We start from the raw sequence: 22,606 nt of genomic DNA on the forward strand, positions 1-22,606 counted from the left end.
CGCCGCGCCGCCATGATCCTGCCGCGTTATCACATTGCCGCCTCGGCCATCCGCGGTGCCGGCCAAGGCCTTTTTCTGGACGAAACCGTCGCGGCGGGGCGCATCATCACCGCGCCTGACGGCATCGAGCAGACCTTTCGGCACGCCGACATCGCCGCGTCGCCGGAGCTCAGTGCCCAATTCCACGCCAGCGCGCGCTGGTTCGAGGATCGCTACACGTTGTCGCCCGACTGGCCTGACGAGTGCTACATCAATCACAGCTTCACGCCGAACGGCCTGTGGCACCTGGGTTTCGTGTTCGCGCTGGCCGAATTGCCGGCGGGCAGCGAGATCACCGTGGATTATCGCCACCTGCTGCCGCCCGGTCAGGCGGAGGATTTTGTCGATTCGCTCACAGGTGAGACAATCACGGGCTTGTCCTGGCAGGAGAGCCTTGCCAGCAGCACCCACGCACTGGCCGAACTGCTGGGCGCCACTTACCGCTGAATGTGATGTTTGATATCCCTACTCTCGAAACGGCGCGCCTGCGCCTTACCGCGCTGACCGAAAAGCATTTCGACGACTACGCCGCGATGCTGGCCGACCCGGAAAGCACGCGTTGGATCGGCGACGGTCAGCCGCTGGATCGCACCAACGCCTGGCGTTCGCTCGCCATGCTGCTCGGACACTGGCAGTTGCGCGGCTGCGGCATGTGGGCGCTGGAACTGAAATCCACCGGCGAGTTCATCGGCCGTGCGGGCCTGATGTACCCCGAAGGCTGGCCGGACCTGGAGATGGGCTGGATGCTCAAGCCAGGACACCGCCATCACGGCTACGCCACCGAAGCGGGCAATGCCGTGCTCGATTTTGCCTGGAATCATTTGCACGCACCCCGCGTGATCAGCCTGGTGCGCGTCGGCAACGAGGCATCCGACCGCCTCGCCGAGCGGCTCGGCGGCGAGCACATCGAGGACATGGATTTCTACGGCAGCCACAGCCACGTGTTCGCCTACTACCCGCCGCACCGCGAACACCGCCGCGCTTACGCCTGAGTCTTTCGTGGCGGTCGCCGGCCGTGCCGGCGGCGGCCACGCTGGTAGTCACAGAGCCGCTGGACGCCCACCGCTGCGGCGCGCAAGCGGCAGCGAACGCGCCACCTCGGCCAGGGCATACAACCGTGCCACGCGAACCCAGCCGAGCACCAGCACCATCAGCTGCGCCAGCAGAATCGCCAGCAGCAGGCCACCCACGCCGAGGGCCGGCGTGTTCACGCGGCCCACGCCCAGCGCCAGTGCGATCGCATACCCGACCAGGCTGATCAGCAGGTAGCAGAACAAGGTGCTGAACGGCCGACGCAGTAGCTGCATGAAGCCGCGGCCGAACGCCCGCGTGGCCGAGCGCAGACTGCCGTCCGCGATGAAGGCGGCCCGACCCGATTCCACGATCGCCTGTGCCAGCACGAACACCAACAGCGATGCGCACAGGGCCATGTGAGATGCCCTGTCCACCTGCGATTCCAGCACGGCCTTTTGATCGATTCCGTCCACCGCCTTGAACGCCAGGCCGATCAGTACGGCCATCACCGCATAGGGCACGATCGACCACAGCATCAGGCGGAACATGCGGCCGTATTCCACCACGCCGCACTGAAGCAGGTGGCTGAAGCCCAGTACACGCCCGGAGCGCCCGCTGCCGATGGCCATGCCATTGAGAAACGGCGAGAGCGCCAGGGTCAGCAACAGGCCCAGCAGGCCAACCCCATTCAGCCAGCCGCTACTGTCGCTCAACGCTGCCATGGTGTCGCCGAACATCAGCGGACTGAACCGCGTCGCCCACGCCTGCGCGTGCACCGAATGGTCGAGCAGTCCGCTCAGCGTGCGCCACAGCGGCAAGCTGACCACGGCGGTCGGCAGCAGCAGCAACAGCACCCACAGCACGAGCAGCCGCCATTGCATCGCAGCCAGGGGCGCGTGCATGGCGGCACCGAGATCCACGCGTCGCGAAACTTGTTTGTTCATCATCACAGCGACCCCACCAAGGCGTAGAAGACCTGCAACAAGGAAGCGGCATCTGCACTCCAGCGACGCGACGCCGCGCCGTCGGCCTTGGTGCTCAGGCTGTCGTTGAGCTTGTTCGCATCCAGATAGACCTTCTGCTGCGGATCAAGCGTGGCCGAAGCCACCTTGGCCGGCCTGGTGAACACGAAACGGGCCCAGCGCCGATCATCGTTCCACTGCACGTCCTCGCTGCTGCCGTCGGCAAACGTCACCCGCAACAACTGCGGCACCGGCGCACCGTCGCGGCGGACGGTCACCGTGCTGCGCCAGGGGAATGGCCCGCTGCCGGGCTTTGCCCCGGGGTGCGCCTTGGCCCACGCCTCGCGTTGCCGGTCGATCTGCTTGTCCAGGTCGCTGGCGACCACCTCGGCGCGCTTGCCGTCCTTCATCGAGCTGCCCGCCTGGGGCAAGACCTCGTCGGTGTCGATGCTGCTGACGCGGTCATCGACATGCTGCGTGCCATAGACGTATTGATCGAAGATCTGGTTGACCGCCTTCGCATTGCCGGACACGTCGATCAGGGTGGCGCGCAGGTCGGCGGACGACGGATGCCGGAAGCGCCAGCGGCGGTAATACTCGTGCATGGCGCGCTCCAATACCGGGGTGCCGAGGCGTTCCTCCAGATCGTGCATGGCGGTCGACGTGCGCGAGTAAACCGTGCCGTAGCTGCTGCTGGAAAGGCGATCCCACGCGTTTTCTCCCAGTGGATCGGGCGGCTGGCGCAGGCCGGCGCCCAGGCGATCCAGCTCGAAACCGGTCGCGGCGGGCGTGATGCCGAGCCGCTTCGTCCAGCCCGAGGCCAGCGTCAGCGGCTCGCCGCGCTCGCGCAGCATGCGATCGTCCCAGTACTGGTTCATGCCCTCGTCGAGCATCGGCTCCTCGAACTCGTTCGACGCCAGGATGCCGTAGAAATAGCCGTGGCCGAATTCATGGATGGTGACGAAATCGGACGCGAACTGGCTGATCGTGCCCGCCTCGACCTTGGTGTAGCCCTCGGTGGTGAAGAACGTCGGGTACTCCATGCCGCCCGCTTCGTTGGCGTTGTACGGCGGCACCACGACGGTGAGCGTCCGGTACGGATACGCGCCTAGCGTCTTCGAGAAATAGTCCAGCGAATCCGTGCTGGCCTTCAGCTGGCCCGGCGCGCTGCCGGCGTACTCCGCTGGATACAGCACCTTGAGCGCCACCTTCGGGCTCCCCGGCCCCTGCCAATGGCCGTCCAATGTCTTGTAGCCCCTGGCGGCAACCCAGGCGAAGTCGTGCACGTCACCCTGCATGAAGTGGTACGTGGTCTTGCCGTTTGCCGTTTGCGGCGCACCCTGCTGCTCGCCGACCGCACCGACGGCGTAGTCGCTGGGTACGGTCAGGCGCACGTCGTACTGGCCGAAGTCGGCGTAGAACTCGCTGTTGAAATGGAACTCGTGCGCGTTCCAGCGGGGTACGCTGGCGCCGCGCTCACCGGGCAACTCCAGCACGCCGATCTTCGGAAACCACTGCCCGACCAGGTTGAAATCGCCGAACCAGCCGGTGCGCTCGACCACGCGCGGCAACTGGCTCAGAAAGTCGATGTCCAGCGTGAGCGTGGCACCTGCCGCCACCGGCTCGGCCAGGTCGATGCACACCACGGTCTGGTCGGCGGCGGGGCCTCCGTCCGGATGCACGAATCGCCATTTCAGCGACGACTCGCCCTGCCTGACCTGACGGAGATCGATCCAGCCCCACTCGCCCTTCTTCAACGCCGCTGCGCCGCGCGAGCGACCGTGCGCGGTCAGCACGTTGCGCTCGGTGAACCAGGTGCTGGCCTCGTTCTGGAAGGCGTTGAGGTAAAGATGAAAGTACACGCGCGCCACCGGCCGATCGCTGCGGTTGCGCCAGGTCATGCGCTCCTTGCCGCTTACCGCATGTTTCGCCGCATCCAGCTCGGCGTCGATCTGATAGCTCACCACGCGATCGGACAGCGTGGCTTCCTGGCCCGTACGTTCACCACCCCACGCGCCGGCCGCGCTGGGCACCGATGGCGCAGCGGCATCGGCGGCGGCGAGCGGAATGTCCGCCAGCGCCGCCGTACTCGAACTGGCCGGCGCCGATGTGGCCGCGGCCGGCGCAACAGCCTGCGCCGTCGCCGTCCCGGACCCGATCGCGACCGACAGCGCCACCGCACACAGATATCCCCCTCTCCGCACTGCTGACCGCATGTTCGCTGCTCCCCCGGGCAATTCCGCAGAGTGCACGCAACCGGCGCCTTGCGGCATAGGCCAGAGGTCATAGATGCGGGGCCGTCCCGCCGCCGGCGGCGGGAACTGATGGCGCTTGCCAGGGGTCTGGAGGTGCGCGGGCGTAATATCCCCCTGCCCCCCAGGCTGACTTGCCGGCCCTGGGCTGGTGATCACCACGCACCACCTGGAGTCTCATGCGCATCCTTCTTGCCGAGGACGACCCTTCCATCGCCGAGGGCATCTGTGCCTCGCTGCGCCATGGTGGCCATGCAGTGGATCACGTGGCTGCCGGCAATCTCGCCGATGCGGCATTGCGCGATCACGCCTACGACCTTCTGATACTTGACCTGGGGCTGCCCGCGATCGATGGCAGTGTCGTGTTGCAGCGTTTGCGCTCACGGGGCACTGGCATGCCGGTGCTGGTGGTGACCGCCCGTGAGGGCCTGGCCGAGCGCATTCGCGTGCTGGATCTGGGCGCCGACGACTATCTGGTGAAGCCTTTTGCGCTGGCCGAGTTCGAGGCCCGCGTGCGGGCTCTGCTGCGCCGGGCCAGCAGCCATGGCAAGCCGATACTCCTGCTGGGTCGTCTGCGACTGGACCTGCCCGGCCATCGCGCCTGGATCGAGCAGCGCCCGCTTGAACTGACCGCGCGCGAGTTCGGCCTGCTCGAAGCGTTGGCGTTGCGCGCCGACCGCATCACCAGCCGCGCGCAATTGGTCGAGGCGCTCTGCGACTGGGACCAGGAGTTGACCGACAACGGACTGGACATCGCCATCTATCGCCTGCGCCGCAAGCTGCAAGGCAGCGGCACCAGCGTGCGGACCATTCGCGGGCTCGGCTATCTGCTGGAAGAAGTCACGGAAACCGGAACCGGTTCGGCATGAACAGGTCCGCGCCGCGCCGCCCCAGCTTGCGCCGGCGTCTGCTGGTGTTCCTGTTGATCCCGATGATCGCGTTGCTGATGTTCGACGCCGTGCTCTCCTATGGCGTCGCGCTGACCTATGCCAACCGCGTGCATGATCGCGACCTCAGCGACGATGCGGTGACGCTGGCGAAGCTGCTCGACAACGATCGGCTGGGCAGCCAGCTGACCCCGCAAGCGCGCTTCCTGCTCGAGTACGACCCCGACGGCCGCAGCTACTTCAATGTCAGGCGCGGCAGTGGCGGCCTGCTGGCCGGCAACGGCCAGCTGCCGCAACCGGCCCACGCCCCGGCGCTCGGGGCGGCACCCACGCTGTATGACACCCGTCTGGACCAGCACACGCTGCGCGCCGCAACGGTACATGTCGCAGCACGGCACGCCGCCGGCGACAGCCTGATCGTCACCGTCGCCGAAACCCTGCATGACCGTCGCGAGCAGGCGCGCGAGATCCTGCTGCTCGCCGTTCTCATGCAGACATTTCTCATCGTCTGCCTACTGGCGCTGGTGTGGTTCGGGGTTACCCGCGGCCTGCGCGTGCTGGATCCGCTGACCGCCCAACTGGCCGGTCGCTCGCTCGAACTGACGCCGATCGATGGTGCCGACGTGCCGCAGGAAATCCAGCCGCTTACACGTACCATCGATGCACTGTTCGGCAGGCTGCGCAGCATGCTTGACCTTCACGACCGTTTCATCGCCGACGCTGCGCACCAATTGCGTACGCCGTTGACCGGATTGAGCCTGCACGTCGAGCGCGCCCTCGCCGATCCGCGACCGGAAACCGTCGCCGACGCGCTCGGCCACATCCAACGGCTCACCCACCGGGCCGCCCGCACATCGTCGCAACTGCTGGCGCTGATGCGCGCACAGACCGCACCGGGCGATCCCGGCGAATCAAGGTTGCTCGACCTGGCGCGGCTGATTCCCGAGGCGGTGACGCAGCGTGTCCATGAGGCCATCCGTGCCGGGGTCGACCTGGGCTACGCAGGCAGCGCGCAGCCGCTGCACGTGCTGGGCGACGCTGCCGGGGTGCAGGACATGCTCGACAACCTGATCGACAACGCCATGCGTTACGCCGGGCGCGGCAGCAACATCACGGTTCAGTTGCAGGCGCGCGAGGACGGCGGTGCCACCCTCAGTGTCGAGGACGACGGCCCTGGCGTGCCGTCCGAACTGATGTCCCGCCTGAGCGAACGCTTCTTCCGCGTCGCCGGCGGCAATGAGGCAGGCAGCGGGCTCGGGCTCGCCATCGTGCAGAGCATTGCCCGGCGCCACCACGCCGAGGTGGTCTACCAAGCCGGCAGCGGGCAGCGCGGCTTGCGCGTCGAGATACGTTTTCCGCCAGCGACCCGCGGCCGTGCGTCGACGTGAGCCGCCTTGCGCCCTCTCGTCGCGGGCGGCGGATCCCGCCCGCCCCTGCCGTCAGGATAAAGAAAGATTCAAACGCGACAATGGAGCGCGGGCGTCATTGCCCATTCCCCACGGGCGCCACGGCACCCGATCGTCGTCATGGAAAACGCCTACCGTGCCACTTGGATTGAACCCGGCAACCCACGGCAAGCGCCTGCGCGCGGGCGTGTTCGGCGTGCTGCTCGCCGGGCTTGCCGGTTGTGCCGCACCGATGCCCAGGCTGATGCCCCCGCTACCGCTGCAATGGCAGCACGCGATCGCCTCCACCGCAGCGCGACCAACCGATCCGCACGGCTGGTGGCATGCCTTTGGCGACCCCGAACTCGATGCTCTGGTCAATCGCGCATTGCGCGGCAATCTCGATGTCGCCCAGGCGGTCGAGCGGCTGCGCGCCTCACGCATCCTGCATGCGCACGCCCACGACCGCTACCTGCCGGCGCTGCGTGCGCGCACCAATGATGCGATCGATCCGGATGCCAGCGCCTCGTTCTTTGTCGTTGGTTTCGATGCCAGCTGGGAGCTTGCGCTGTTCGGCCGCGGCGAAGGCGCCCGGCGCGAGGCGCAGGGCAGCCTCGACGCCAGCGTCGCCGACCTGCGCTCGGCCCAGGTCAGTCTGGTGGCCGAGGTGGTGCGAGAGTGGATCAACCTGCGTGCCGCGCAACAGCAGGAGCAACTGCTGCTGCAGATCAGCCATATCCGCCAACAGCAATGGCGCTCGCTGCAAACGCGGCTACGACTCCGGCTGACCGCGCCGGCAGCCGTGGATCAGGCGCAGGCCGCTTGTGCACAGGCGCGGGCCGCGCTGGCCGCGCCGCGACAGGCGATAGACGCCAGCGCCCAGCATCTGGCCGTTCTGCTCGGCCAGAACCATCCCGACCCTGCATGGCTGAAGCCTGGCCCGCCACCCGAGCTCGGCGCATGGCGACTCGACTCCGCCCCTGCCGACCTGTTGCGTACGCGGCCGGAAATCGCCCGCGCCGAAGCCGAGGTGCTGCGCACTGCCGGTGAACTGGCGCTTGCCCACGCCGATATGTTCCCCAGCATCGGCCTGGGCGCATCGATGGTCTGGGCTACCGATATCAACAACAATCACAGGCGTTCGAGCACCCCGAACGGCATCGCGTCACTGGGCCCGATCATTGACATCCCGTTGTTCGACTGGGGCATGCGCCTGGCTGCCACCCACGCGAAAGATCACGAGCTGAAAGCCAGCGTACTGGCGTACCGGCAAGCCGTGCTGCAGGGCGTGGCGGAGGTGGAAACCGCGCTTGGCAGCCTGCAGCGGCAGCAGCAGCGCGAAGAGGACGACATGCAAGCCTGGCAGGCACTGCAACGCGTGGATCGATCCATGCAGACCCGCGTCAACCTGCAGCTGAGCAGTCCGCTCGATCGTGCCGAGAGCCAGGCCGCCGCCGCCCAAGCCGCGATTGAGCTGAGCGATGCACGCGCCGGGCACAGCCTGGCCTACGTGGCCTTGTTCAAAGCCCTGGGCGGCGCGCCGCTGCCCTCCACCGTGGCAGCGGAAACCACCCCGGCCGCCGCCGTCGGCAGCGCTGCCACCCACGAGGCGCAGCGCTGATGGTTGCCCTGGCGCGCAAGACGCTGATCTACGAGTGGCGGCGTTTCCTGCCCGCCATGCTCGCGGTGGGTTTCGCCGGCTTGCTGCAACTGCTGCAGATCGCGCTGGTGCTGGGCATCTTCGGCAGCACCAGTCTCTACATCACCGGGTCGGCGGCCGATGTCTGGGTGGGATACCCCGGCACGCAGAGCGTGGGCCTGGGCCGTTCGATCGATGCGGATGTGGAGTCGCGCCTGCTGATGGATCCCGCAGTGCTTCGCGTCGAACCGTACCTGTGGGTGGACGGCGATTGGCGTGGGCCGAGCGAAACCGGCGGCGTCTCGGTCTTCATCTCCGGCATCGATCCGGGCGCCAGGGGACTGATGTTCTCGAAGGTGTTGTCGCCTGCCCTGCGCGCGCGCCTGGCGGAGCCGGATGCCATCGTCGTCGATCGTTCGGCGCTGGACCAGCTCGGTGTCGGCATCGGCCAGACGGCCACCATCAACGGCCAGCAAGTGCGCGTCGTCGGCATCAGCAGCGGTCTGCGGGCGCTGGGCGGGGTCAATGTCCTGTGCTCGCTGGATACCGCGCGGCGGCTGGACAGCGCTCCGGCCGACGGGCCGACTTATCTGGTGGCCAGCCTGCGCGACCCGCGCCAGGCCGATGCAGTGGCGGCGCGCCTGCGCGGCGACCCGTCATTCGGCCCGTATACCACCTGGAGCGCCAGCGACTTTGCGCACCGTTCCGTCATGTACTGGCTGTTCGATACGGGCGCCGGCGCCGGTGTACTGTTCCTGGCCGGCATCGTGTTTCTGGTCGGCGCGGCCATCACCAGCCAGACCCTGATCGCCGCCGTCAACGGTTCGGTGCGCGAATATGCCACCCTCAACGCCCTCGGCGTGGGCGTGGCGGCATTGCGCCGGGTCGTGCTCGAGCAGGCGTTCTGGGTCGGTGCGCTGGGCCTGCTCGGCGCCAGCGTGCTCGGTCTGTTGTTGATGATGCTGGCGCGCAGCCAGGACGTGCCGGTGGTGCTGAATGTGCCGGCTGCGCTGGCGTGCATCGTGCTGGTGATGGGACTGGCCGCGGTTTCCGGGCTGGCCGCCATGCGCAGCTTGCGCCGCGCCGATCCCGCCACGTTGTTGAGGTAGTCGCGATGCTTCCTGCCACGGCCGTCGAACAGGTTTCCGGGCCCGCCCTGCTGGCCGAAGGGATCAGCAAGGCATTCGTCTCCGGCCAGCAGCGCACGCAGGTGCTCGATGGCCTGACGCTGAGCATCGACGCCGCCGAACTGACCCTGATCTCCGGCCCCTCCGGCTGCGGCAAGAGCACCTTGCTGGCTATCCTCAGCGGCCTGCAGAAGGTCGACAGCGGCCACGTGCGTGCGCTCGGCAGCGAACTGGGCCAGCTGGATCTGCGCGCACTGGAACGCTTCCGCCTGCAGCACACCGGCTTCGTGTTCCAGGGATTCAATCTGTTCCCGGCACTGAGTGCTTTCGAGCAGGTCGAGTTGCCGCTGAACTACATGGGCTTGTCGCGCGACGAGGCGCGGCGACGAGCCCGGGTCTCGCTGGAGGAGGTCGGCCTGTCGCATCGCATGCGCCTGCGGCCGTCGGAACTGTCCGGCGGCGAGAAGCAGCGCGTGGCGATCGCCCGGGCGTTGGCCAAGGAGCCGCAGCTGCTGTTCGCCGACGAGCCGACGAGTGCGCTTGACGCCGCCAACGGCCAGATGATCATCGATATCCTGCATCGGATCGCGCATACCCACGGCACCACGGTGTTGTGCGTCAGCCACGATCCACGCCTGGTGGTGCACGCCGATCGGGTGCTGGCGATGGAGGACGGCCGCATTCTCAGCGACCAACGCACGCATGCAGCGGTCACCGCAAGCAAGGAAATCCCATCATGAAGCTGCCCGCCTTTCGTCTGCCCCGCCGCACCGCAGGCACGCGCCTGATCCGGCTTGGCTGCCTTGCGCTGTTCGCCGGGTGCTGCCTGGCGGCCTGCTCCCGGCCGGGCGATCCGCCCACCAGCAGTGGCGCTGGAGCCGTCACGGCGTATGCCGCCGTGGCACGCGGCCGGATCGATATCGAAGGCGGTCTGCTGGCGCTGCCGATGCCCCGCGAGGGCACGCTGGCCAGGATCGCCGTGCATGAAGGCGAACGGGTCAGGCAGGGTCAGTTGCTGGCCGAGCTGGACACCGAGCCGGCCATGCTGGCGGTGGACGCGGCGCAGGCGCAGTTGGCGCAGGCGCAGGCGCAGCTGAAATTGCTGGGCACCAAGCAGGTGGCGGCGAAGCAGCGCGCACGGCGCCTGGTCGCCGCGGTCGCTGCCGGTGCCGGCGATGGCCAGAGCGCGGACGACGCCGGCGAGGCAGTGGCCCAGCTCGATGCCGAACAGGCTACTGCACGCGCGGCCGTGAGCATGGCCAGCCAGAAACTGGACGAGGCGCGCTACGAACTGAAGCAGCGCAGCTTGCGCGCGCCGTTCGACGCCGACGTAGTGCAAGTGTCGGCACAACCCGGGGCCACCGTCTCGCCATCCTCCGGACCGCTGTTCACCTTGCTGCCGCAAAAACCACGGATCGTCCGCGCCGAACTCAACGAGAGTTTTGTCGGAACCGTCCATCCCGGCATGCCGGCCGACGTCATGGCCAATGGCGAGGCCGACAGCGCGCACTGGAGTGCGCACGTGCTGCGCGTCGGCCAGGTGTATGGGCCGGCGACGCTGGAAAACGACCCGCAGGTCCGCGCCAACGCCCGTACGGTGGAATGCGTGCTGGCGTTCGACCAGCCCGACCCTGAGGGGCACAGCTCCGATGAGGGCCGCTCCGACAAGAGCCGGAACCTGCGCATCGGCCAGCGCGTGCTGGTGCGCTTCGGCACGGCGAGAGCGGCGCCCGCCGCCGTCTCGAAAGACTGAGGAAACCGCCATCTGCCAGGCTTGCACCCGGCAAGAGCTGCTCCCGACCATCCGGTCGGGACCTCGTACGCACAGGTCGACGGCGTGATCCAGCAAACCGAATTTTTTTTCGAGGGTAGCCGCAGCGGCGTACTGCTGATCCACGGACTCACCGGCACGCCGATGGAAATGCGCCTGCTCGGCAAGGGGCTGAACCGCGCCGGTTTCACCGTGCACGGCATGCAGCTGGCCGGCCACTGCGGCAACGTCGAGGATCTGCTCGCCACCGGTTGGCGCGACTGGTACGCCAGCGTGGAGCGGGCTGCGGATGAGCTGCTGGGCAAGGTCGATCATCTGTTCGTCGCCGGCCTTTCGATGGGCGCCCTGCTGGCACTCAAGCTGGCCGCTGACCGGCCACGCCAGGTGGCCGGCGTCGGCGTGTACGGCGCCACCTTTCGCTACGACGGCTGGAGCATTCCGTGGCTGGCGCAGCTGTCGTTCCTGCTGCCGCTGCTGAAGAAACTCGGCATCGGCCGCACTCGCAGTTTCATGGAGCAGCCGCCTTACGGCATCCGCGACGAACGCCTGCGCGCGCAAGTCAGCACGGCAATGCTCGGCGGCGACAGCGCCGCCGCCGGCTTGCCCGGCAACCCGTGGTATTCGCTGGCCGAGATGTATGGCCTGGCTGCCGACGTGCGCCGCCAGCTGTCGCAGGTGAGTGCGCCATGCCTGGTCGCCCATGCCAGCGAAGATGACGTCGCCAGCGTGAAAAACGCCCGGCTGGTGATGCGTGGCGTGAGTGCGCCGACCGAGCTGCTGTTGCTCGATGACAGCTACCACATGATCACCATCGACAAGGAACGACGCACCCTGATCGACCGGTCGGCCGCCTTCTTCGACAACATCGCCGCGTCGAACAGCGCGCAACGCGTCACTGCCTGATGACGCCGGCGGTGGGCGCCATCTCCAGCACGGTCGCCGGCCTGTGGCTGCTGAACATCGCGCTCGACACCGGTGGCCAGCTGGCCTTCAAGGCGGCTGCCGGCGACAAGCACGCCGGCGATGGCTTCGCGCGCTGGAAGCACATGGCGGCCCGGCCATGGCTATGGGTCGGCATCGGTTGCTACGTCGTCGAGTTCCTGGTGTGGATCGCCTTCCTGTCGTTGATTCCGCTCTCCGAAGGCGTGCTGCTGGGTTCGATCAATATCGTGGCCATCATGGTCGCGGGGCGTTTCCTGTTCGGCGAGAAGCTGACCCGGCTGCGAGTGGCCGGCATCATGCTGGTGACGCTCGGGGTGGTGATCGTGGGAATCGGCGGATGAAGCGCTTCTACCTGATCGGCTTCCTGCTGCTGATGGGTTTCGACACGCTGGCGCAGATCAGTTTCAAGTACGCCGGCACGCAGGCGCTGCCGGTGGAAGCAAGCCTCGCGTGGCTGCTGCGCGTGTTCGGCCAGCCGTGGGTCTACGGCGCGGTGATCGGCTACGTCGGCGCGTTCTTCACCTGGATGGCGCTGCTGAAACACGCGCCGATCGGCCCCGCCTTCGCCGCCTCGCACCTGGAGGTGGTGTCGGTGATGCTGCTGTCGATCTGGCTGTTCGACGAACACCTGGACCTGCCGCGCATCCTGGGTGCGCTGTGCATCCTCGCTGGCATCGTCTGCCTCGGCCTGGCCGAAAGCCGCGAGCACGTGCCCGACGCCGATCCGGCGCGCGGCTAGGCCGCCGCGCTACGCTGCGCGCATGCTCGCCCACCGCCATCACGAACTGCCGCCTACCGCCGGCCTGCCGCTGCAGTGGACCGACCTGCGACCGGGCGCGCCGGCGCTGGCCGACACCGTGGCCGCACAACTGGGCACGCCGCCGTTGCAATTGGAATGCTCCGGCACCGCCAGTCTGCTGATCGCGCTGGCCGCGCTACGCGAGCGCCAGCCGCGGCGCCGCCGCGTGGTGGTGCCCGCCTATACCTGTCCGCTGGTGGCGATCGCCGTGCACCAGGCCGGGCTGGAACTGCAGCTGTGTGACCTGCGCCCCGGCCACTACGACATGGACCCAGCCGCTCTGCGCGCCGCCTGCGACGAACGCACGCTGGCGATCATCCCCACCCATCTGGCCGGCCGCGTCGCCGACGTCGGGAACGCGCTTGCCGTGGCACGCAGCGTCGGCGCCTACGTGATCGAGGATGCAGCGCAGGCACTGGGTGCGCGCCGCAACGGCATCAGCGTGGGGCTCGCGGGCGACATCGGCTTTTTCAGTCTGGCTGCCGGCAAGGGGCTGTCGATCTACGAAGGTGGCCTGCTGCTGGCACGCGATCCGGCACTGCGCGAACACCTCGCGCGCACCGCTGCCCGCATCGTGCCGCCCAGCCTCGGCTGGGAAGGCCGCCGCAGCCTCGAACTGCTCGGCTATGCCGCGCTGTACCAGCCACGCGGCCTGCGACTGGCTTACGGCAATCCCCTGCGTCGTGCCCTGCGCCGAGGTGATCCGGTAGCCGCCGTGGGTGACGACTTCCCGCTGACGATACCGCTGCACCGTGTCGGCCGCTGGCGCCAGGCGGTGGGTGCGCATGCCGCCACACGCCTGCCGGCATTTCTCGATCAGCTATCGGCACAGGCGCGACGCCGTCGGTTGCGGTTGCACCGGATCGACGCCATCGAGGTACTCGATGATCCCGCCGGCGCACAAGGCACCTGGCCGTTCCTGCTGCTGTTGTTGCCCGACCAGCAACGTCGCGATGTCGCGCTGGCGCAGCTGTGGCCATCCGGTCTGGGCGTCAGCCGCCTGTTCATCCACGCCCTGCCCGACTACGCCTATCTCGCCGGGGTAGTGCTGCCGCAGGATGTGCCGAATGCGCGCGACTTCGCCGCGCGCAGCCTGAGCATCAGCAACAGCCCGTGGACGACCGACGAGGACTTCGAGACGATCTGCAACGTACTCGAAAGGATCTGAGCCACGGGATCAGCGTGCATGCTGTCCGTGCAGCCAGTGCGGACTGCTTCGTTTGAACCTGTCGTTCAAGGCCCACCTCAGCAAAGCCATGACGATCAGATCGAACATCGCCGCGGCCGTGCACGGCGGCGAATAGGTTGCCTGGAGACCCTTAGCCGTCACCGCATCAGTCATGGATCCCGGTTTTTCGCCTGGCATGTCTCAGCCGGTCTTTGCGGCAATCGCTGCCAGCAACTGCAAGTTCAGCGCATGCTGCTGCGCCTGCCAGCCGGCCAGCTGCGCCGGATCGATCTCGGGTTGTTCGTCCATCGCCGAGAGCCGGCGCTTCCACCAGCTCTGGTAGCGGTAATGCGAAACCTCGCCGTTGATGTCGCTGCCGACCAGGCCGTGGCGCAGGCTGTCGATCAGCGCCAGCGCATGCCCGCTCAACAGCCGGCCCTGATCCCAGTTGGTGTGTGCCACTTCCGGCGCGAACACGTCCTTGTCGATCGACAGGTAGCTCGGTGCGCTCTGCGTGCGCTGCGCCTCGACGAAGACATCGACCAGCGCCGCCGGCGTGTCGAAACCACGGAACGCATGCGCCAGCCCGAGCCGGCGCGACCAGCCGGTGTCCACGCCGATACCCCAGTAGCTCAACTTGCCGCGACGCAGCGGAGTCAGATAGTTCTCCCATGCATGGCCAGCGCCGATATCGGCCGAGGTGATGCCGAGCACGTGCACATGACTGACCTGCGGCAACAACGCCACCTTGCGCACCCACGAACCGCAATGCACGCCGAACGGAAAGCGCATGTTGTCCGGGTGGTTGTCCAGCACCACGACCTGGAACGGCGTGGCCACCGGCAGGCGCGCTATCAGCGGCCAGCTCAGGTGGTGGAAGTCGCCGCTGCCGGTGAACACGGTGCCGTACTCGGCCGGCAGCAGTTCGTCCAGCATCGTGCCGAAGCGCCGCATCGTCGCCAGCGAGCAACCGAAACGGATCGATTCCTGCCAGTGCTCCAGCGGCAGCACCAGCCGGCCGGGCAACGCCCCCACCGAATGGTCGATGTCGAGCACGACGGGCCGCTTCGCCAACTCACTCATCGGTGGCCTCCGTTGTCGCAAGCCACTGGCGGTCGCTTTCGAAATGACCGCCGAGCCGGCGCAGCAACAGGCGCAGCAGCGGGTTGCGCGCGTACACCGCGTGCCGCGTGAAGGTCATGCGCGCACCGAGGAAGGCTTTCACTTCGGGATCGGTCCACCCGGCAACGTAGTGGGTGAGGCCGCGTTGGCGCGCATAGTCGAGGTTGTGCATCCAGCTGACAAAATACAGGTTGTGCTCGCGCGCCTGCGGATAGGCGAAGCCGACGTACTTGTCGATCAATTTGCCGCCGTGCTCGTAGCAGAGATTCCAGCCGATCATCTGGCCGGCATGCCGATAGACGAATACCACGCCGCCGCTGCCGGCATCCTGCAGCAAGGCACGGAAGAACGGCGCAGTCAGCCGATCGAAATGAATCGCGCTTTGCGCGTACACGTTGTCGAACAGCGCATAGAAGTCTGCCAGCATGGCGTCGTCGCCGAAACGCGCATCACCGGCGGCTACCGCCTCGACCTCCAGCCCGGCACGCGAGCGCAGCTTGCGCCGGATGTTCTTCCGCCGGCCGGACGACAGCCGCGCCAGGTACTCCTCGGTCGAGGCGAAGTCGATCGGCACCCACGCCAGCGCCTGCCCCTCCAGCAAGACATAGCCTTCGTTCTCGCAGGCGCTGGCGAAGGCGCGGGCGTGCGCATTGTCGGCGTCATCGAGCAAGGGCGAATCCCGCGCGATGTCCTTGACGATCAACAGCCGGCATTCACGCCCATAGGCTGCCTTGAGGCCGTGCGCCAGCGCGGCCGGCGACACGTCGGCCGGCAACGGCGCGTACTCGGAGACGGTGGTGCCGGCAAAGCGCGTGCGCCAGCGCAACAGGCGACCCCAGCGACGGTAGCCAGGCAGGCCGGCAATGCGCCGGCGCAACGCGTCGTCTGCCGTGGTCAGCAGGTCGAATGGCGCCACGAAGCTCGGCATGCCCTGCGGCGACAGCTCCGCCGCGAAGCCGACCGGCGGCTGCGCCATGAACTGTGCAAGCAGGGCATCCGGTTCGAGTTGCGAAATGAAAGGCATGGGTAAGCTGGCCTGCCTAGACTGATTCAGGCATAACATGTTTGCGCGCAACCAGGAGCCTGATCGCCATGAACGAATCGACCCAGCAGCAAGTGTTCGAGATCATCGCCAAACAGGCCAAGATCGAGATCACGAGCATCACGCCCGAATCCACCTTGAAGGATCTGGGCATCGCCTCGCTGGAGGCGATCGAGCTGATCTTCGACATCGAGGAACACTTCAACATCAACTTCCCCGATCAGCAAGGTGCCAATTTCGACAGCGACACGGCGAAGAGCCTGGTTGATGCCGTGCAGAAGGCGCTCGATGAGAAGGCTCCGGCTGGTGAAGGATCGAAGTGATGCAAAGTGTTGCGATGCGCCGCGTGGTGATCACCGGCATGGGCGCGATCAGCCCGCTCGGCGTCGGCGCCGAGGCGTTGTGGCAAGGCCTGCGCGAGGGCCGCAGCGGCATCGGCCCGCTGCGGCATCCGGATGCCGAGCGCCTGCGCGTGAAGATCGCCGCCCAGGTGCCGGCCTATTTCGACCCGGCGGCGAATATCGACGAACGCGTGCTGCCGATGCTCGACCGTACGTCGGAGTTCGCGCTGCATGCGGCGCATGAGGCGATCACGCAATCCGGGCTGGACTTCCGCCACAACGAACTCGGCGTGCGCACCGCGGTCGTGGTCGGCACCGGCGTCGGCGGCGAGACCACCCAGGACGAACAGAGCAAGCGGCTGTACGGGGAGAACTCCCAACGCGCGCATCCGCTCACCATCGTGCGCCTGATGACGAACGCATCGGCCAGCCAGATCAGCATCGCGTATGGCTTGCGCGGCCCCACGTATGCCGTTGCCAGTGCGTGCGCCTCGGCGAATCACGCGATCATCCAGGCGGCCATGATGATCCGTTACGGCATGGCCGACGCCGCGATCACCGGCGGCACCGAAGCCTGCATCACTTATGGTGCGTTGCGCGCGTGGGAAGCGATGCGCGTACTGGCCGACGATACCTGTCGCCCCTTCAGCGCCAATCGGCGCGGCCTGGTGCTCGGCGAGGGCGCCGGCATTTTCGTGCTGGAATCGCTGGAGCACGCGCAGGCCCGCGGTGCGGTGATCCTCGCCGAGCTGGCCGGCAGCGGCATGACCGCCGATGCCACCGATATCGTGATGCCCAGTGCGGAAGGCGCGGCCAGCGCGATGCGCCAGGCGCTCGCCGACGCCGGACTCGCTCCGCAGGACATCGACTACATCAACGCCCATGGCACCGGCACGCTCGCCAACGATGCCACCGAGACCAAGGCGATCCGTCTTGCATTCGGTGCATGTGCCGATCGCCTTGCCGTGTCCTCGACCAAGTCGATGCATGGCCACGCGCTGGGTGCTTCCGGCGCGCTGGAACTGGTCGCCGTCGTGGGCGCCTTGCGTGACAGCGTGGTGCCGCCCACGGCAAATCTGGACCACGCCGATCCGGCCTGCGACCTGGATTACGTGCCGAATGTCGCCCGCCAGATGCCGGTACGCGCGGCGCTGAGCAATTCGTTCGCGTTCGGTGGACTCAACGCCGTGCTGGCACTCAAACGCGCGCCCTAGCTTCCCTTTCGTTTTACGGGTTTCACCCTGCAACAAACCAAAGAACCCGGCGACATGTCGCCGGGTTCTTTTTGCGCGCGGCCCACGCGCGGCCGACATCAGCCCTTCTTGGCTTTGGTCAGCAGCTGATCGAGCAGCGCGATCGCCAGGTCGATCTCCTCATGGGTGATCTCCAGCGACGGCGCGAACGTGATCACGTTCTTGTACCAGCCGCCCACGTCGAGCACCAGGCCGATCTTCTTGCCGTTGTGCTCGAGGTCGCCGGCCAGGCCGATGTCGACCATCTTGTCGAGCAGCGCCTTGTTCGGCGTGAAGCCATCCTCCGTGCAGATCTCGGCGCGCAGCGCCAAGCCGAGGCCGTCGACGTCGCCGATTTCCTTGTGGCGCTTCTGCAGGTCGCGCAGGCCTTCGAGGAAATGCGCACCTTTCCTGGGCACGCTGGTCTCGTAGTCCAGCTCGTAACCCATCTTGATCACTTCCAGGCCCAGCGCGGTACCCAGCGGGTTGGAGTTGAACGTGGAATGGGTCGAACCCGGCGGGAAGATCGTCGGATTGATCAGTTCCTCGCGCGCCCACAGACCGGACAGCGGATTGAGGCCGTTGGTCAGCGCCTTGCCGAACACGATCACGTCCGGCGTCACGCCGAAATGCTCGATCGACCACAGCTTGCCGGTGCGCCAGAAACCCATCTGGATTTCGTCGACCACCATCAGGATGCCGTACTGATCCAGCACCTTCTTCAAGTCCTTGAAGAAATTCATCGGCGGGATCACGTAGCCGCCGGTGCCCTGGATCGGCTCGACGTAGAACGCGGCGTACTCGGCCTGCTTTACTTTCGGATCCCACACGCCGTTGTATTCGGTCTCGAACAGGCGCGCGAACTGGCGCACGCATGCGTCCGAATATTCTTCCGGCGTCATGCCCTTCGGTCGGCGGAACGGATACGGGAACGGGATGAACATCGCGCGCTCGCCGAAGTGGCCGAAGCGGCGACGGTAGCGGTAGCTGGAGGTGATCGACGAGGCACCCAGGGTGCGGCCGTGGTAGCCGCCCTCGAACGCGAACATCAGGCTCTTGCCATTGCTGGCGTTGCGCACGATCTTCAGCGAATCCTCGATCGCCTGCGCGCCGCCCACGTTGAAGTGCACGCGGCCGTCCAGTCCGAACTTCTTCTTCGCATCCAGTGCCACCGTCTTGGCCAGCTCGATGCGGGTCTGGTGCAGGTATTGACTGGCCACCTGCGGCAGGATGTCGATCTGCCGCTTCAGCACATTGTCCAGGCGCGGGTTGCGGTAGCCGAAGTTGACCGCGGAATACCACATCTGCAGGTCGAGGAACGGCACGCCGGCCGTGTCGTACATGTAGCTGCCTTCGCAGGTGCGGAAGATCTTCGGCGGGTCCACGTAGTGCACGGTGTCGCCGAACGAGCTGTACTTCGCTTCGTCGGCGAGCAGCTGGGCGTCGTCGATCACGACGGCGGCGTTCTTGTCGAAAACATTCATCGGAAGTCCGGAGTCGGAGGAGAGGGATCGCGCAGGCCGGCGCCGGTCAGGCCGACGTCGCCAGCGCAGGCACGGGGGGACGGTCGAACAGGCTGCCGTCGAGCAGCTGCGGCAGGAACTCGAGCGCGTCCTCGAAACCGGTGATCGGCACGTAGGGAATGCCGGCGGCGCGGCAATGCTCGATCAGGCGATGCTTGGCAAACACGAAGTCGACGCGGTCGGCGGCGCAGAAATCCGACGCGCCATCGCCGATCAGCAGAGTCTTTGCGCCGCCCGCGCGGGCCTGGGCCACGCAAGCGCACTTGCAGGTACCGCTGCGGCAACCATCGGCCTGGAACGGCGAGGTCAACTGCCATTGCTTCGGCGGCGTGGCGGGCGCCAGGTGGTTCGCCGCCAGCGGCAGGTCATCCAGGCCATGGCGGGCGAGAATCCGGTGGATCGCGTAGTCGAGACCATCGCTGACCACGCGGATCGGCACGCTCAACTCGCGCGCCTTCGCCACGAAGCCCGGAAACGCGTGGTCGATCCATACCTCGGCCAGATGTGCATCGAGTTCCGCGCGGCTCATCTGCAACAGGTCGACCTGCCCGGCCATGCATTCGCGCGAACCGATGCGGCCGGCGCGCCAGTCCTGTTCCAGCACTTCCCAGCCGGGGCGGCCGAAACGGTCGAGCAGCGAGTCGATCACGTCCTCGACGGAAATGGTGCCGTCGAAATCGCACAGGATGGTCCAGCCGGAAACGGGCATCGATGGCACGCTCGAATGACGATAGGGCGCAGCGTAGGGAGCCTGTCTTTCGGTGCCCTTTCCCCTTTCCGAACGGATGCTGAGTACACGCGCCGTGGCGGCTGCCGAAGCGCCTCCGCAGCGCCTATGCTGCTGCTCCATGCGCTACCACGGTTCCATCCCGACGCAATCCCGCCTGCCGCGACTTCGGCTGCTGCTGGCGGCATGCCTGCTATGGCCGCTGGGCAGCATCGCGGCAACCGACCCGACCGTGCTGGCCATCGGCGCCGGCATGCAGCGCATGCCCAGCTGGCCTGGCGCAAAGAACCAGCACAGCGAGCCGGTGCCCTACCTCGACATCGAACTGCCCGGTCGCGGCAGTTTCTCCACGCTGGACGGACTGCAGGTCGACCTCATCCGTGGCGACGCGTGGCATGGCGGCATCCATGGCGATTACCAGTGGGGGCGTTCGGGCGACGACCTCGGCAGCCTGCGTGGAAAGATCGCCTCGCTGCCGCCGCGCATCAACCTGGGCGGCTACCTGGAATGGCAGCTCGCCCCGGAGGTCGACGTGGGCGGCAATCTCGCCCACGACATCAATGGCGCCGGCGCCTATCTCGCGCTGTATGCCGAATGGGACCTGCCTGCGGTCGGCCTGCTGGAACAGGCCGTCGCGCTGCGCTGGCAGGCCATGAATGCGTCGGCGATGAACCGCTTCTTCGGCATCAACCCGCAGGCCGCGCGCGCGCTGTCGGTGCCGACGTGGCAACCCGGCGCCGGCAGCCAGCTGGCGTCGCTGGAGTACGACCTGTTCGTGCCCACCAGCAGGCACACCGGCGTGGCGCTGGTGCTGGTCTACGGTCGCCTGCTCGGCGATGCCGCCGACAGCCCGCTGGTCACTCGCTACGGCTCGCACACCCAGCTGTCGGAGTCACTGGCGTTCGTCTACCACCTGTGAGCCCGCGCGCAGCTTCGGCAAGGCCAGCACCACCAGCAGCATCAGCAGGTGCGCGCCGATGGACAGAGCGGGAGCCACCCGCGCGTCCACCACCGTCACGGGCATCGTGGCATCGACCAATCCGTTGCCCAGGTTCCAGCCCCAGTGCAGGCCAACCGCCGCCCACAGGCTGCCACTGCGCCACAGCGCGGCGGCATAAGCCAGCCCGAAACAGAACAGCGTGAGCCACTCCAGCGGGCCATCGACGAGACGGTAGACGTGGTTGAGCACGTAGATCGTGCTCGATGCCAGCACGAACAGTGCGCCGCTGCGCCAGTGCAAACCGGCGGCGCGATACCAGAAGCCGCGGGTCAGAATATCCTCTGCCAACGATGCCACGAAGGTGGAGAGCAGCAGCAACGGCAGCGCGGACAGCAGGCTTGTCGCGCCGCCGGCGCCCGCTTGCGGGTCCGGCGCATAAGCGTCCCATGCCAGGCCAAGCCTTACCGCGGCAAACTTCGCCGCCACGGCCAGTAACAAGCCGGCCGGCAACCATGTCCGCCAGCCATGACGACGGGTCAGCGCGTACGCGCCATAACCGCGGTAGCCGAGCCAGCACGACAGCGGCCAGGCCACCAGCACGCACGCGAGCATCAGGCCGGCCTGCACCGGGTAACTGTGCAACCAGCGCCCGCCCACGCCTTCGGCCGACTGGTACAGCAGCCACACCACGACGAATGCGAACACCGCCCGCCAACGGTTCTTCACGGCTGCCCCTGCCCTGTCATCGTCGGCAAGCTCCGGGGTCGCGCAGGACATCAGCGATCGTCACGGGTCCAGATCGCGCCATCATCCTCACGGACGGGAAAGCTCGCGATCGGCTCGTACGCCGGAGGCCTGGTCACTGCGCCGGTGCGCAGGTCGAAACGCGCACCGTGACGAGGACACTCGACTTCGAACCCGAACACCTCGCCGCCGGCCAGATCGCCACCATCATGCGTGCAGGTGTCCTCGACCGCATACAGCGCGCCGTCGATGTTGTACACCGCGATCGGCGTGTCTCCGTCCCACACCACCTTGTACTCACCCGGCAGGAAGTCGCTGCGGGTGCCGACCCGGATCCAGTCGTTCATGCCGCCACCTCATCGAAATCCTTGCGCAGCACCTCGAAGCGCAGGTCGCCGCGGCGCGGGATGCCGAAGCGCTCATCGCCGTACGGGAACGGCTGGTACTCGCCGGTACGCCGGTAGCCGCGGCGTCCATACCAAGCGATCAGCTCTTCGCGCTGCACGATCACCGTCATGCGCATTCCGCGGCAGTGCCATTCCTCGCGTGCGATCCGCTCCGCCTCGGCCAGCACCCGTTTACCCAGCCCGCTGCCCTGCTCGACCGGGTCGACGGCGAACATGCCGAAATAGCCGAACTCGCCCTGCCTCTCGACATGGCAACTGGCCTTGAGTTGGCCATCGCATTCGGCCAGCAGCACGCGGCTGCCGGAGCGGCCGATCAAGGCGCCGACATCGGCTTCGTCGGTGCGCCGGCCATCGAGCAGGTGCGATTCGGTGGTCCAGCCGCGCAGCCCCGACTCGCCTCGATAGGCGGACTCGACCAGGGCCACGATGGCCGCAATATCGGCAGCCTCGGCCGCGCGGAATACAGGAAGGTCTTGCGTGCTCATGGGCGAATCATAATGGCCCCCGCACCGGCTCACCATGATCTGCCGCAGGCGCGGATGC

General features: G+C 67.2%; 24 protein-coding genes. 15 read left to right on the plus strand and 9 right to left on the minus strand.

Translation table 11 applies throughout. From position 1 onward, the window contains the following. Positions 1 to 12 precede the first annotated feature (12 nt). Both ACFPME_RS03830 and ACFPME_RS03835 read left to right on the plus strand, forming a co-directional pair. Entirely contained in the window at positions 13 to 486 is a 474-nt protein-coding gene (locus tag ACFPME_RS03830) for an SET domain-containing protein-lysine N-methyltransferase (protein ID WP_377302190.1), read from the plus strand. A 5-nt stretch (positions 487 to 491) separates the two neighbouring features. Next, positions 492 to 1,031 (plus strand): GNAT family N-acetyltransferase, encoded by a 540-nt coding sequence (locus tag ACFPME_RS03835; RefSeq protein ID WP_377302192.1) that lies wholly within the window; start codon positions 492 to 494, stop codon positions 1,029 to 1,031. A 48-nt stretch (positions 1,032 to 1,079) separates the two neighbouring features. Here ACFPME_RS03835 and ACFPME_RS03840 read toward each other — a convergent pair whose 3' ends face one another. Both ACFPME_RS03840 and ACFPME_RS03845 read right to left on the minus strand, forming a co-directional pair. Further along, positions 1,080 to 1,955 carry a hypothetical protein gene (locus tag ACFPME_RS03840; protein WP_377302194.1) on the minus strand — a complete coding sequence of 292 codons (876 nt, stop codon included), beginning with the start codon at positions 1,953 to 1,955 and terminating at the stop codon, positions 1,080 to 1,082. 44 nt (positions 1,956 to 1,999) lie between these two features. Further along, positions 2,000 to 4,192 carry a M1 family metallopeptidase gene (locus tag ACFPME_RS03845; RefSeq protein ID WP_377302196.1) on the minus strand — a complete coding sequence of 731 codons (2,193 nt, stop codon included), beginning with the start codon at positions 4,190 to 4,192 and terminating at the stop codon, positions 2,000 to 2,002. 254 nt (positions 4,193 to 4,446) lie between these two features. Between ACFPME_RS03845 and ACFPME_RS03850 the strand changes: the two genes are divergently transcribed. The 10 genes from ACFPME_RS03850 to ACFPME_RS03895 all read left to right on the plus strand — a co-directional run bounded on the left by ACFPME_RS03850 (position 4,447) and on the right by ACFPME_RS03895 (position 13,985). Continuing rightward, the gene (locus ACFPME_RS03850) at positions 4,447 to 5,136 is read left to right on the plus strand and encodes a response regulator (RefSeq protein ID WP_377302198.1); all 690 of its coding nucleotides are present in this window, start codon (positions 4,447 to 4,449) and stop codon (positions 5,134 to 5,136) included. Continuing rightward, on the plus strand, positions 5,133 to 6,542 hold the full coding sequence (locus tag ACFPME_RS03855; RefSeq protein WP_377302200.1) for a sensor histidine kinase: 1,410 nt from the start codon (positions 5,133 to 5,135) through the stop codon (positions 6,540 to 6,542). The genes ACFPME_RS03850 and ACFPME_RS03855 overlap by 4 nt, the downstream gene beginning before the upstream one ends. A gap of 154 nt (positions 6,543 to 6,696) precedes the next feature. After that, a complete protein-coding gene (locus tag ACFPME_RS03860; RefSeq protein ID WP_377302203.1) occupies positions 6,697 to 8,160 on the plus strand; it encodes an efflux transporter outer membrane subunit in 1,464 nt (487 codons plus the stop codon). Then, positions 8,160 to 9,287, plus strand: a complete 1,128-nt coding sequence (locus ACFPME_RS03865) for an ABC transporter permease (protein WP_377302205.1) — start codon at positions 8,160 to 8,162, stop codon at positions 9,285 to 9,287. Before ACFPME_RS03860 ends, ACFPME_RS03865 begins: the two co-directional genes overlap by 1 nt. 5 nt (positions 9,288 to 9,292) lie before the next feature. Further along, positions 9,293 to 10,045: an ABC transporter ATP-binding protein gene (locus ACFPME_RS03870; RefSeq protein WP_377302207.1), complete on the plus strand. Its 753-nt coding sequence runs from the start codon at positions 9,293 to 9,295 to the stop codon at positions 10,043 to 10,045. Then, positions 10,042 to 11,058 carry an HlyD family efflux transporter periplasmic adaptor subunit gene (locus ACFPME_RS03875; protein ID WP_377302209.1) on the plus strand — a complete coding sequence of 339 codons (1,017 nt, stop codon included), beginning with the start codon at positions 10,042 to 10,044 and terminating at the stop codon, positions 11,056 to 11,058. Before ACFPME_RS03870 ends, ACFPME_RS03875 begins: the two co-directional genes overlap by 4 nt. 84 nt (positions 11,059 to 11,142) lie before the next feature. After that, the gene (locus ACFPME_RS03880) at positions 11,143 to 11,979 is read left to right on the plus strand and encodes an alpha/beta hydrolase (protein WP_377302211.1); all 837 of its coding nucleotides are present in this window, start codon (positions 11,143 to 11,145) and stop codon (positions 11,977 to 11,979) included. Further along, positions 11,979 to 12,359 carry a DMT family transporter gene (locus tag ACFPME_RS03885; RefSeq protein ID WP_377302213.1) on the plus strand — a complete coding sequence of 127 codons (381 nt, stop codon included), beginning with the start codon at positions 11,979 to 11,981 and terminating at the stop codon, positions 12,357 to 12,359. Before ACFPME_RS03880 ends, ACFPME_RS03885 begins: the two co-directional genes overlap by 1 nt. Continuing rightward, entirely contained in the window at positions 12,356 to 12,757 is a 402-nt protein-coding gene (locus ACFPME_RS03890; RefSeq protein WP_377302215.1) for a DMT family transporter, read from the plus strand. The genes ACFPME_RS03885 and ACFPME_RS03890 overlap by 4 nt, the downstream gene beginning before the upstream one ends. A gap of 22 nt (positions 12,758 to 12,779) precedes the next feature. Next, positions 12,780 to 13,985: a DegT/DnrJ/EryC1/StrS family aminotransferase gene (locus tag ACFPME_RS03895; protein WP_377302217.1), complete on the plus strand. Its 1,206-nt coding sequence runs from the start codon at positions 12,780 to 12,782 to the stop codon at positions 13,983 to 13,985. 201 nt (positions 13,986 to 14,186) lie between these two features. Here the strand turns inward: ACFPME_RS03895 and ACFPME_RS03900 are convergent, their stop codons facing one another. Together ACFPME_RS03900 and ACFPME_RS03905 are read right to left on the minus strand one after the other, a co-directional pair. Next, entirely contained in the window at positions 14,187 to 15,068 is an 882-nt protein-coding gene (locus tag ACFPME_RS03900) for a hypothetical protein (protein WP_377302219.1), read from the minus strand. After that, on the minus strand, positions 15,061 to 16,131 hold the full coding sequence (locus tag ACFPME_RS03905) for a peptidogalycan biosysnthesis protein (protein ID WP_377302221.1): 1,071 nt from the start codon (positions 16,129 to 16,131) through the stop codon (positions 15,061 to 15,063). Before ACFPME_RS03905 ends, ACFPME_RS03900 begins: the two co-directional genes overlap by 8 nt. Before the next feature lie 68 nt (positions 16,132 to 16,199). Between ACFPME_RS03905 and ACFPME_RS03910 the strand changes: the two genes are divergently transcribed. Together ACFPME_RS03910 and ACFPME_RS03915 are read left to right on the plus strand one after the other, a co-directional pair. Next, positions 16,200 to 16,472, plus strand: a complete 273-nt coding sequence (locus ACFPME_RS03910) for a phosphopantetheine-binding protein (protein WP_377302223.1) — start codon at positions 16,200 to 16,202, stop codon at positions 16,470 to 16,472. Further along, positions 16,472 to 17,704, plus strand: a complete 1,233-nt coding sequence (locus ACFPME_RS03915; RefSeq protein ID WP_377302225.1) for a beta-ketoacyl-[acyl-carrier-protein] synthase family protein — start codon at positions 16,472 to 16,474, stop codon at positions 17,702 to 17,704. Before ACFPME_RS03910 ends, ACFPME_RS03915 begins: the two co-directional genes overlap by 1 nt. 98 nt (positions 17,705 to 17,802) lie before the next feature. On the opposite strand, the gene ACFPME_RS03920 is transcribed toward ACFPME_RS03915, so the two are convergent. Both ACFPME_RS03920 and ACFPME_RS03925 read right to left on the minus strand, forming a co-directional pair. After that, positions 17,803 to 19,206 carry an aspartate aminotransferase family protein gene (locus tag ACFPME_RS03920; RefSeq protein ID WP_377302227.1) on the minus strand — a complete coding sequence of 468 codons (1,404 nt, stop codon included), beginning with the start codon at positions 19,204 to 19,206 and terminating at the stop codon, positions 17,803 to 17,805. Between the two features lie 46 nt (positions 19,207 to 19,252). Then, positions 19,253 to 19,954: an MtnX-like HAD-IB family phosphatase gene (locus ACFPME_RS03925; protein WP_377302229.1), complete on the minus strand. Its 702-nt coding sequence runs from the start codon at positions 19,952 to 19,954 to the stop codon at positions 19,253 to 19,255. A 139-nt stretch (positions 19,955 to 20,093) separates the two neighbouring features. Between ACFPME_RS03925 and ACFPME_RS03930 the strand changes: the two genes are divergently transcribed. Beyond that, positions 20,094 to 20,891, plus strand: a complete 798-nt coding sequence (locus ACFPME_RS03930) for a MipA/OmpV family protein (protein WP_377302231.1) — start codon at positions 20,094 to 20,096, stop codon at positions 20,889 to 20,891. On the opposite strand, the gene ACFPME_RS03935 is transcribed toward ACFPME_RS03930, so the two are convergent. The 3 genes from ACFPME_RS03935 to ACFPME_RS03945 are packed head-to-tail and all read right to left on the minus strand — an operon-like array spanning position 20,865 to position 22,548. Further along, positions 20,865 to 21,638, minus strand: a complete 774-nt coding sequence (locus ACFPME_RS03935) for a CPBP family intramembrane glutamic endopeptidase (RefSeq protein WP_377302233.1) — start codon at positions 21,636 to 21,638, stop codon at positions 20,865 to 20,867. The two genes, ACFPME_RS03930 and ACFPME_RS03935, sit on opposite strands and share 27 nt — an antisense overlap. 50 nt (positions 21,639 to 21,688) lie before the next feature. Beyond that, positions 21,689 to 22,003 carry a non-heme iron oxygenase ferredoxin subunit gene (locus tag ACFPME_RS03940; RefSeq protein ID WP_377302235.1) on the minus strand — a complete coding sequence of 105 codons (315 nt, stop codon included), beginning with the start codon at positions 22,001 to 22,003 and terminating at the stop codon, positions 21,689 to 21,691. Then, entirely contained in the window at positions 22,000 to 22,548 is a 549-nt protein-coding gene (locus ACFPME_RS03945; protein WP_377302237.1) for a GNAT family N-acetyltransferase, read from the minus strand. Before ACFPME_RS03945 ends, ACFPME_RS03940 begins: the two co-directional genes overlap by 4 nt. Between the last annotated feature and the right edge of the window lie 58 nt (positions 22,549 to 22,606).

It is taken from the genome of Rhodanobacter umsongensis (genome assembly GCF_042654965.1).
GTDB lineage: Bacteria > Pseudomonadota > Gammaproteobacteria > Xanthomonadales > Rhodanobacteraceae > Rhodanobacter > Rhodanobacter umsongensis.

Bases quoted from the DNA above. Each gene is read 5' to 3' on its own strand.
- ACFPME_RS03885 (WP_377302213.1), top strand. From the start codon at position 11,979: ATGACGCCGGCGGTGGGCGCCATCTCCAGCACGGTCGCCGGCCTGTGG.
- ACFPME_RS03855 (WP_377302200.1), top strand. From the start codon at position 5,133: ATGAACAGGTCCGCGCCGCGCCGCCCCAGCTTGCGCCGGCGTCTGCTG.
- ACFPME_RS03930 (WP_377302231.1), top strand. From the start codon at position 20,094: ATGCGCTACCACGGTTCCATCCCGACGCAATCCCGCCTGCCGCGACTT.
- ACFPME_RS03830 (WP_377302190.1), top strand. From the start codon at position 13: ATGATCCTGCCGCGTTATCACATTGCCGCCTCGGCCATCCGCGGTGCC.
- ACFPME_RS03840 (WP_377302194.1), bottom strand. From the start codon at position 1,955: ATGCACGCGCCCCTGGCTGCGATGCAATGGCGGCTGCTCGTGCTGTGG.
- ACFPME_RS03900 (WP_377302219.1), bottom strand. From the start codon at position 15,068: ATGAGTGAGTTGGCGAAGCGGCCCGTCGTGCTCGACATCGACCATTCG.
- ACFPME_RS03835 (WP_377302192.1), top strand. From the start codon at position 492: ATGTTTGATATCCCTACTCTCGAAACGGCGCGCCTGCGCCTTACCGCG.
- ACFPME_RS03925 (WP_377302229.1), bottom strand. From the start codon at position 19,954: ATGCCCGTTTCCGGCTGGACCATCCTGTGCGATTTCGACGGCACCATT.
- ACFPME_RS03850 (WP_377302198.1), top strand. From the start codon at position 4,447: ATGCGCATCCTTCTTGCCGAGGACGACCCTTCCATCGCCGAGGGCATC.
- ACFPME_RS03870 (WP_377302207.1), top strand. From the start codon at position 9,293: ATGCTTCCTGCCACGGCCGTCGAACAGGTTTCCGGGCCCGCCCTGCTG.
- ACFPME_RS03865 (WP_377302205.1), top strand. From the start codon at position 8,160: ATGGTTGCCCTGGCGCGCAAGACGCTGATCTACGAGTGGCGGCGTTTC.
- ACFPME_RS03875 (WP_377302209.1), top strand. From the start codon at position 10,042: ATGAAGCTGCCCGCCTTTCGTCTGCCCCGCCGCACCGCAGGCACGCGC.
- ACFPME_RS03910 (WP_377302223.1), top strand. From the start codon at position 16,200: ATGAACGAATCGACCCAGCAGCAAGTGTTCGAGATCATCGCCAAACAG.
- ACFPME_RS03905 (WP_377302221.1), bottom strand. From the start codon at position 16,131: ATGCCTTTCATTTCGCAACTCGAACCGGATGCCCTGCTTGCACAGTTC.
- ACFPME_RS03890 (WP_377302215.1), top strand. From the start codon at position 12,356: ATGAAGCGCTTCTACCTGATCGGCTTCCTGCTGCTGATGGGTTTCGAC.
- ACFPME_RS03895 (WP_377302217.1), top strand. From the start codon at position 12,780: ATGCTCGCCCACCGCCATCACGAACTGCCGCCTACCGCCGGCCTGCCG.
- ACFPME_RS03945 (WP_377302237.1), bottom strand. From the start codon at position 22,548: ATGAGCACGCAAGACCTTCCTGTATTCCGCGCGGCCGAGGCTGCCGAT.
- ACFPME_RS03940 (WP_377302235.1), bottom strand. From the start codon at position 22,003: ATGAACGACTGGATCCGGGTCGGCACCCGCAGCGACTTCCTGCCGGGT.
- ACFPME_RS03915 (WP_377302225.1), top strand. From the start codon at position 16,472: ATGCAAAGTGTTGCGATGCGCCGCGTGGTGATCACCGGCATGGGCGCG.
- ACFPME_RS03920 (WP_377302227.1), bottom strand. From the start codon at position 19,206: ATGAATGTTTTCGACAAGAACGCCGCCGTCGTGATCGACGACGCCCAG.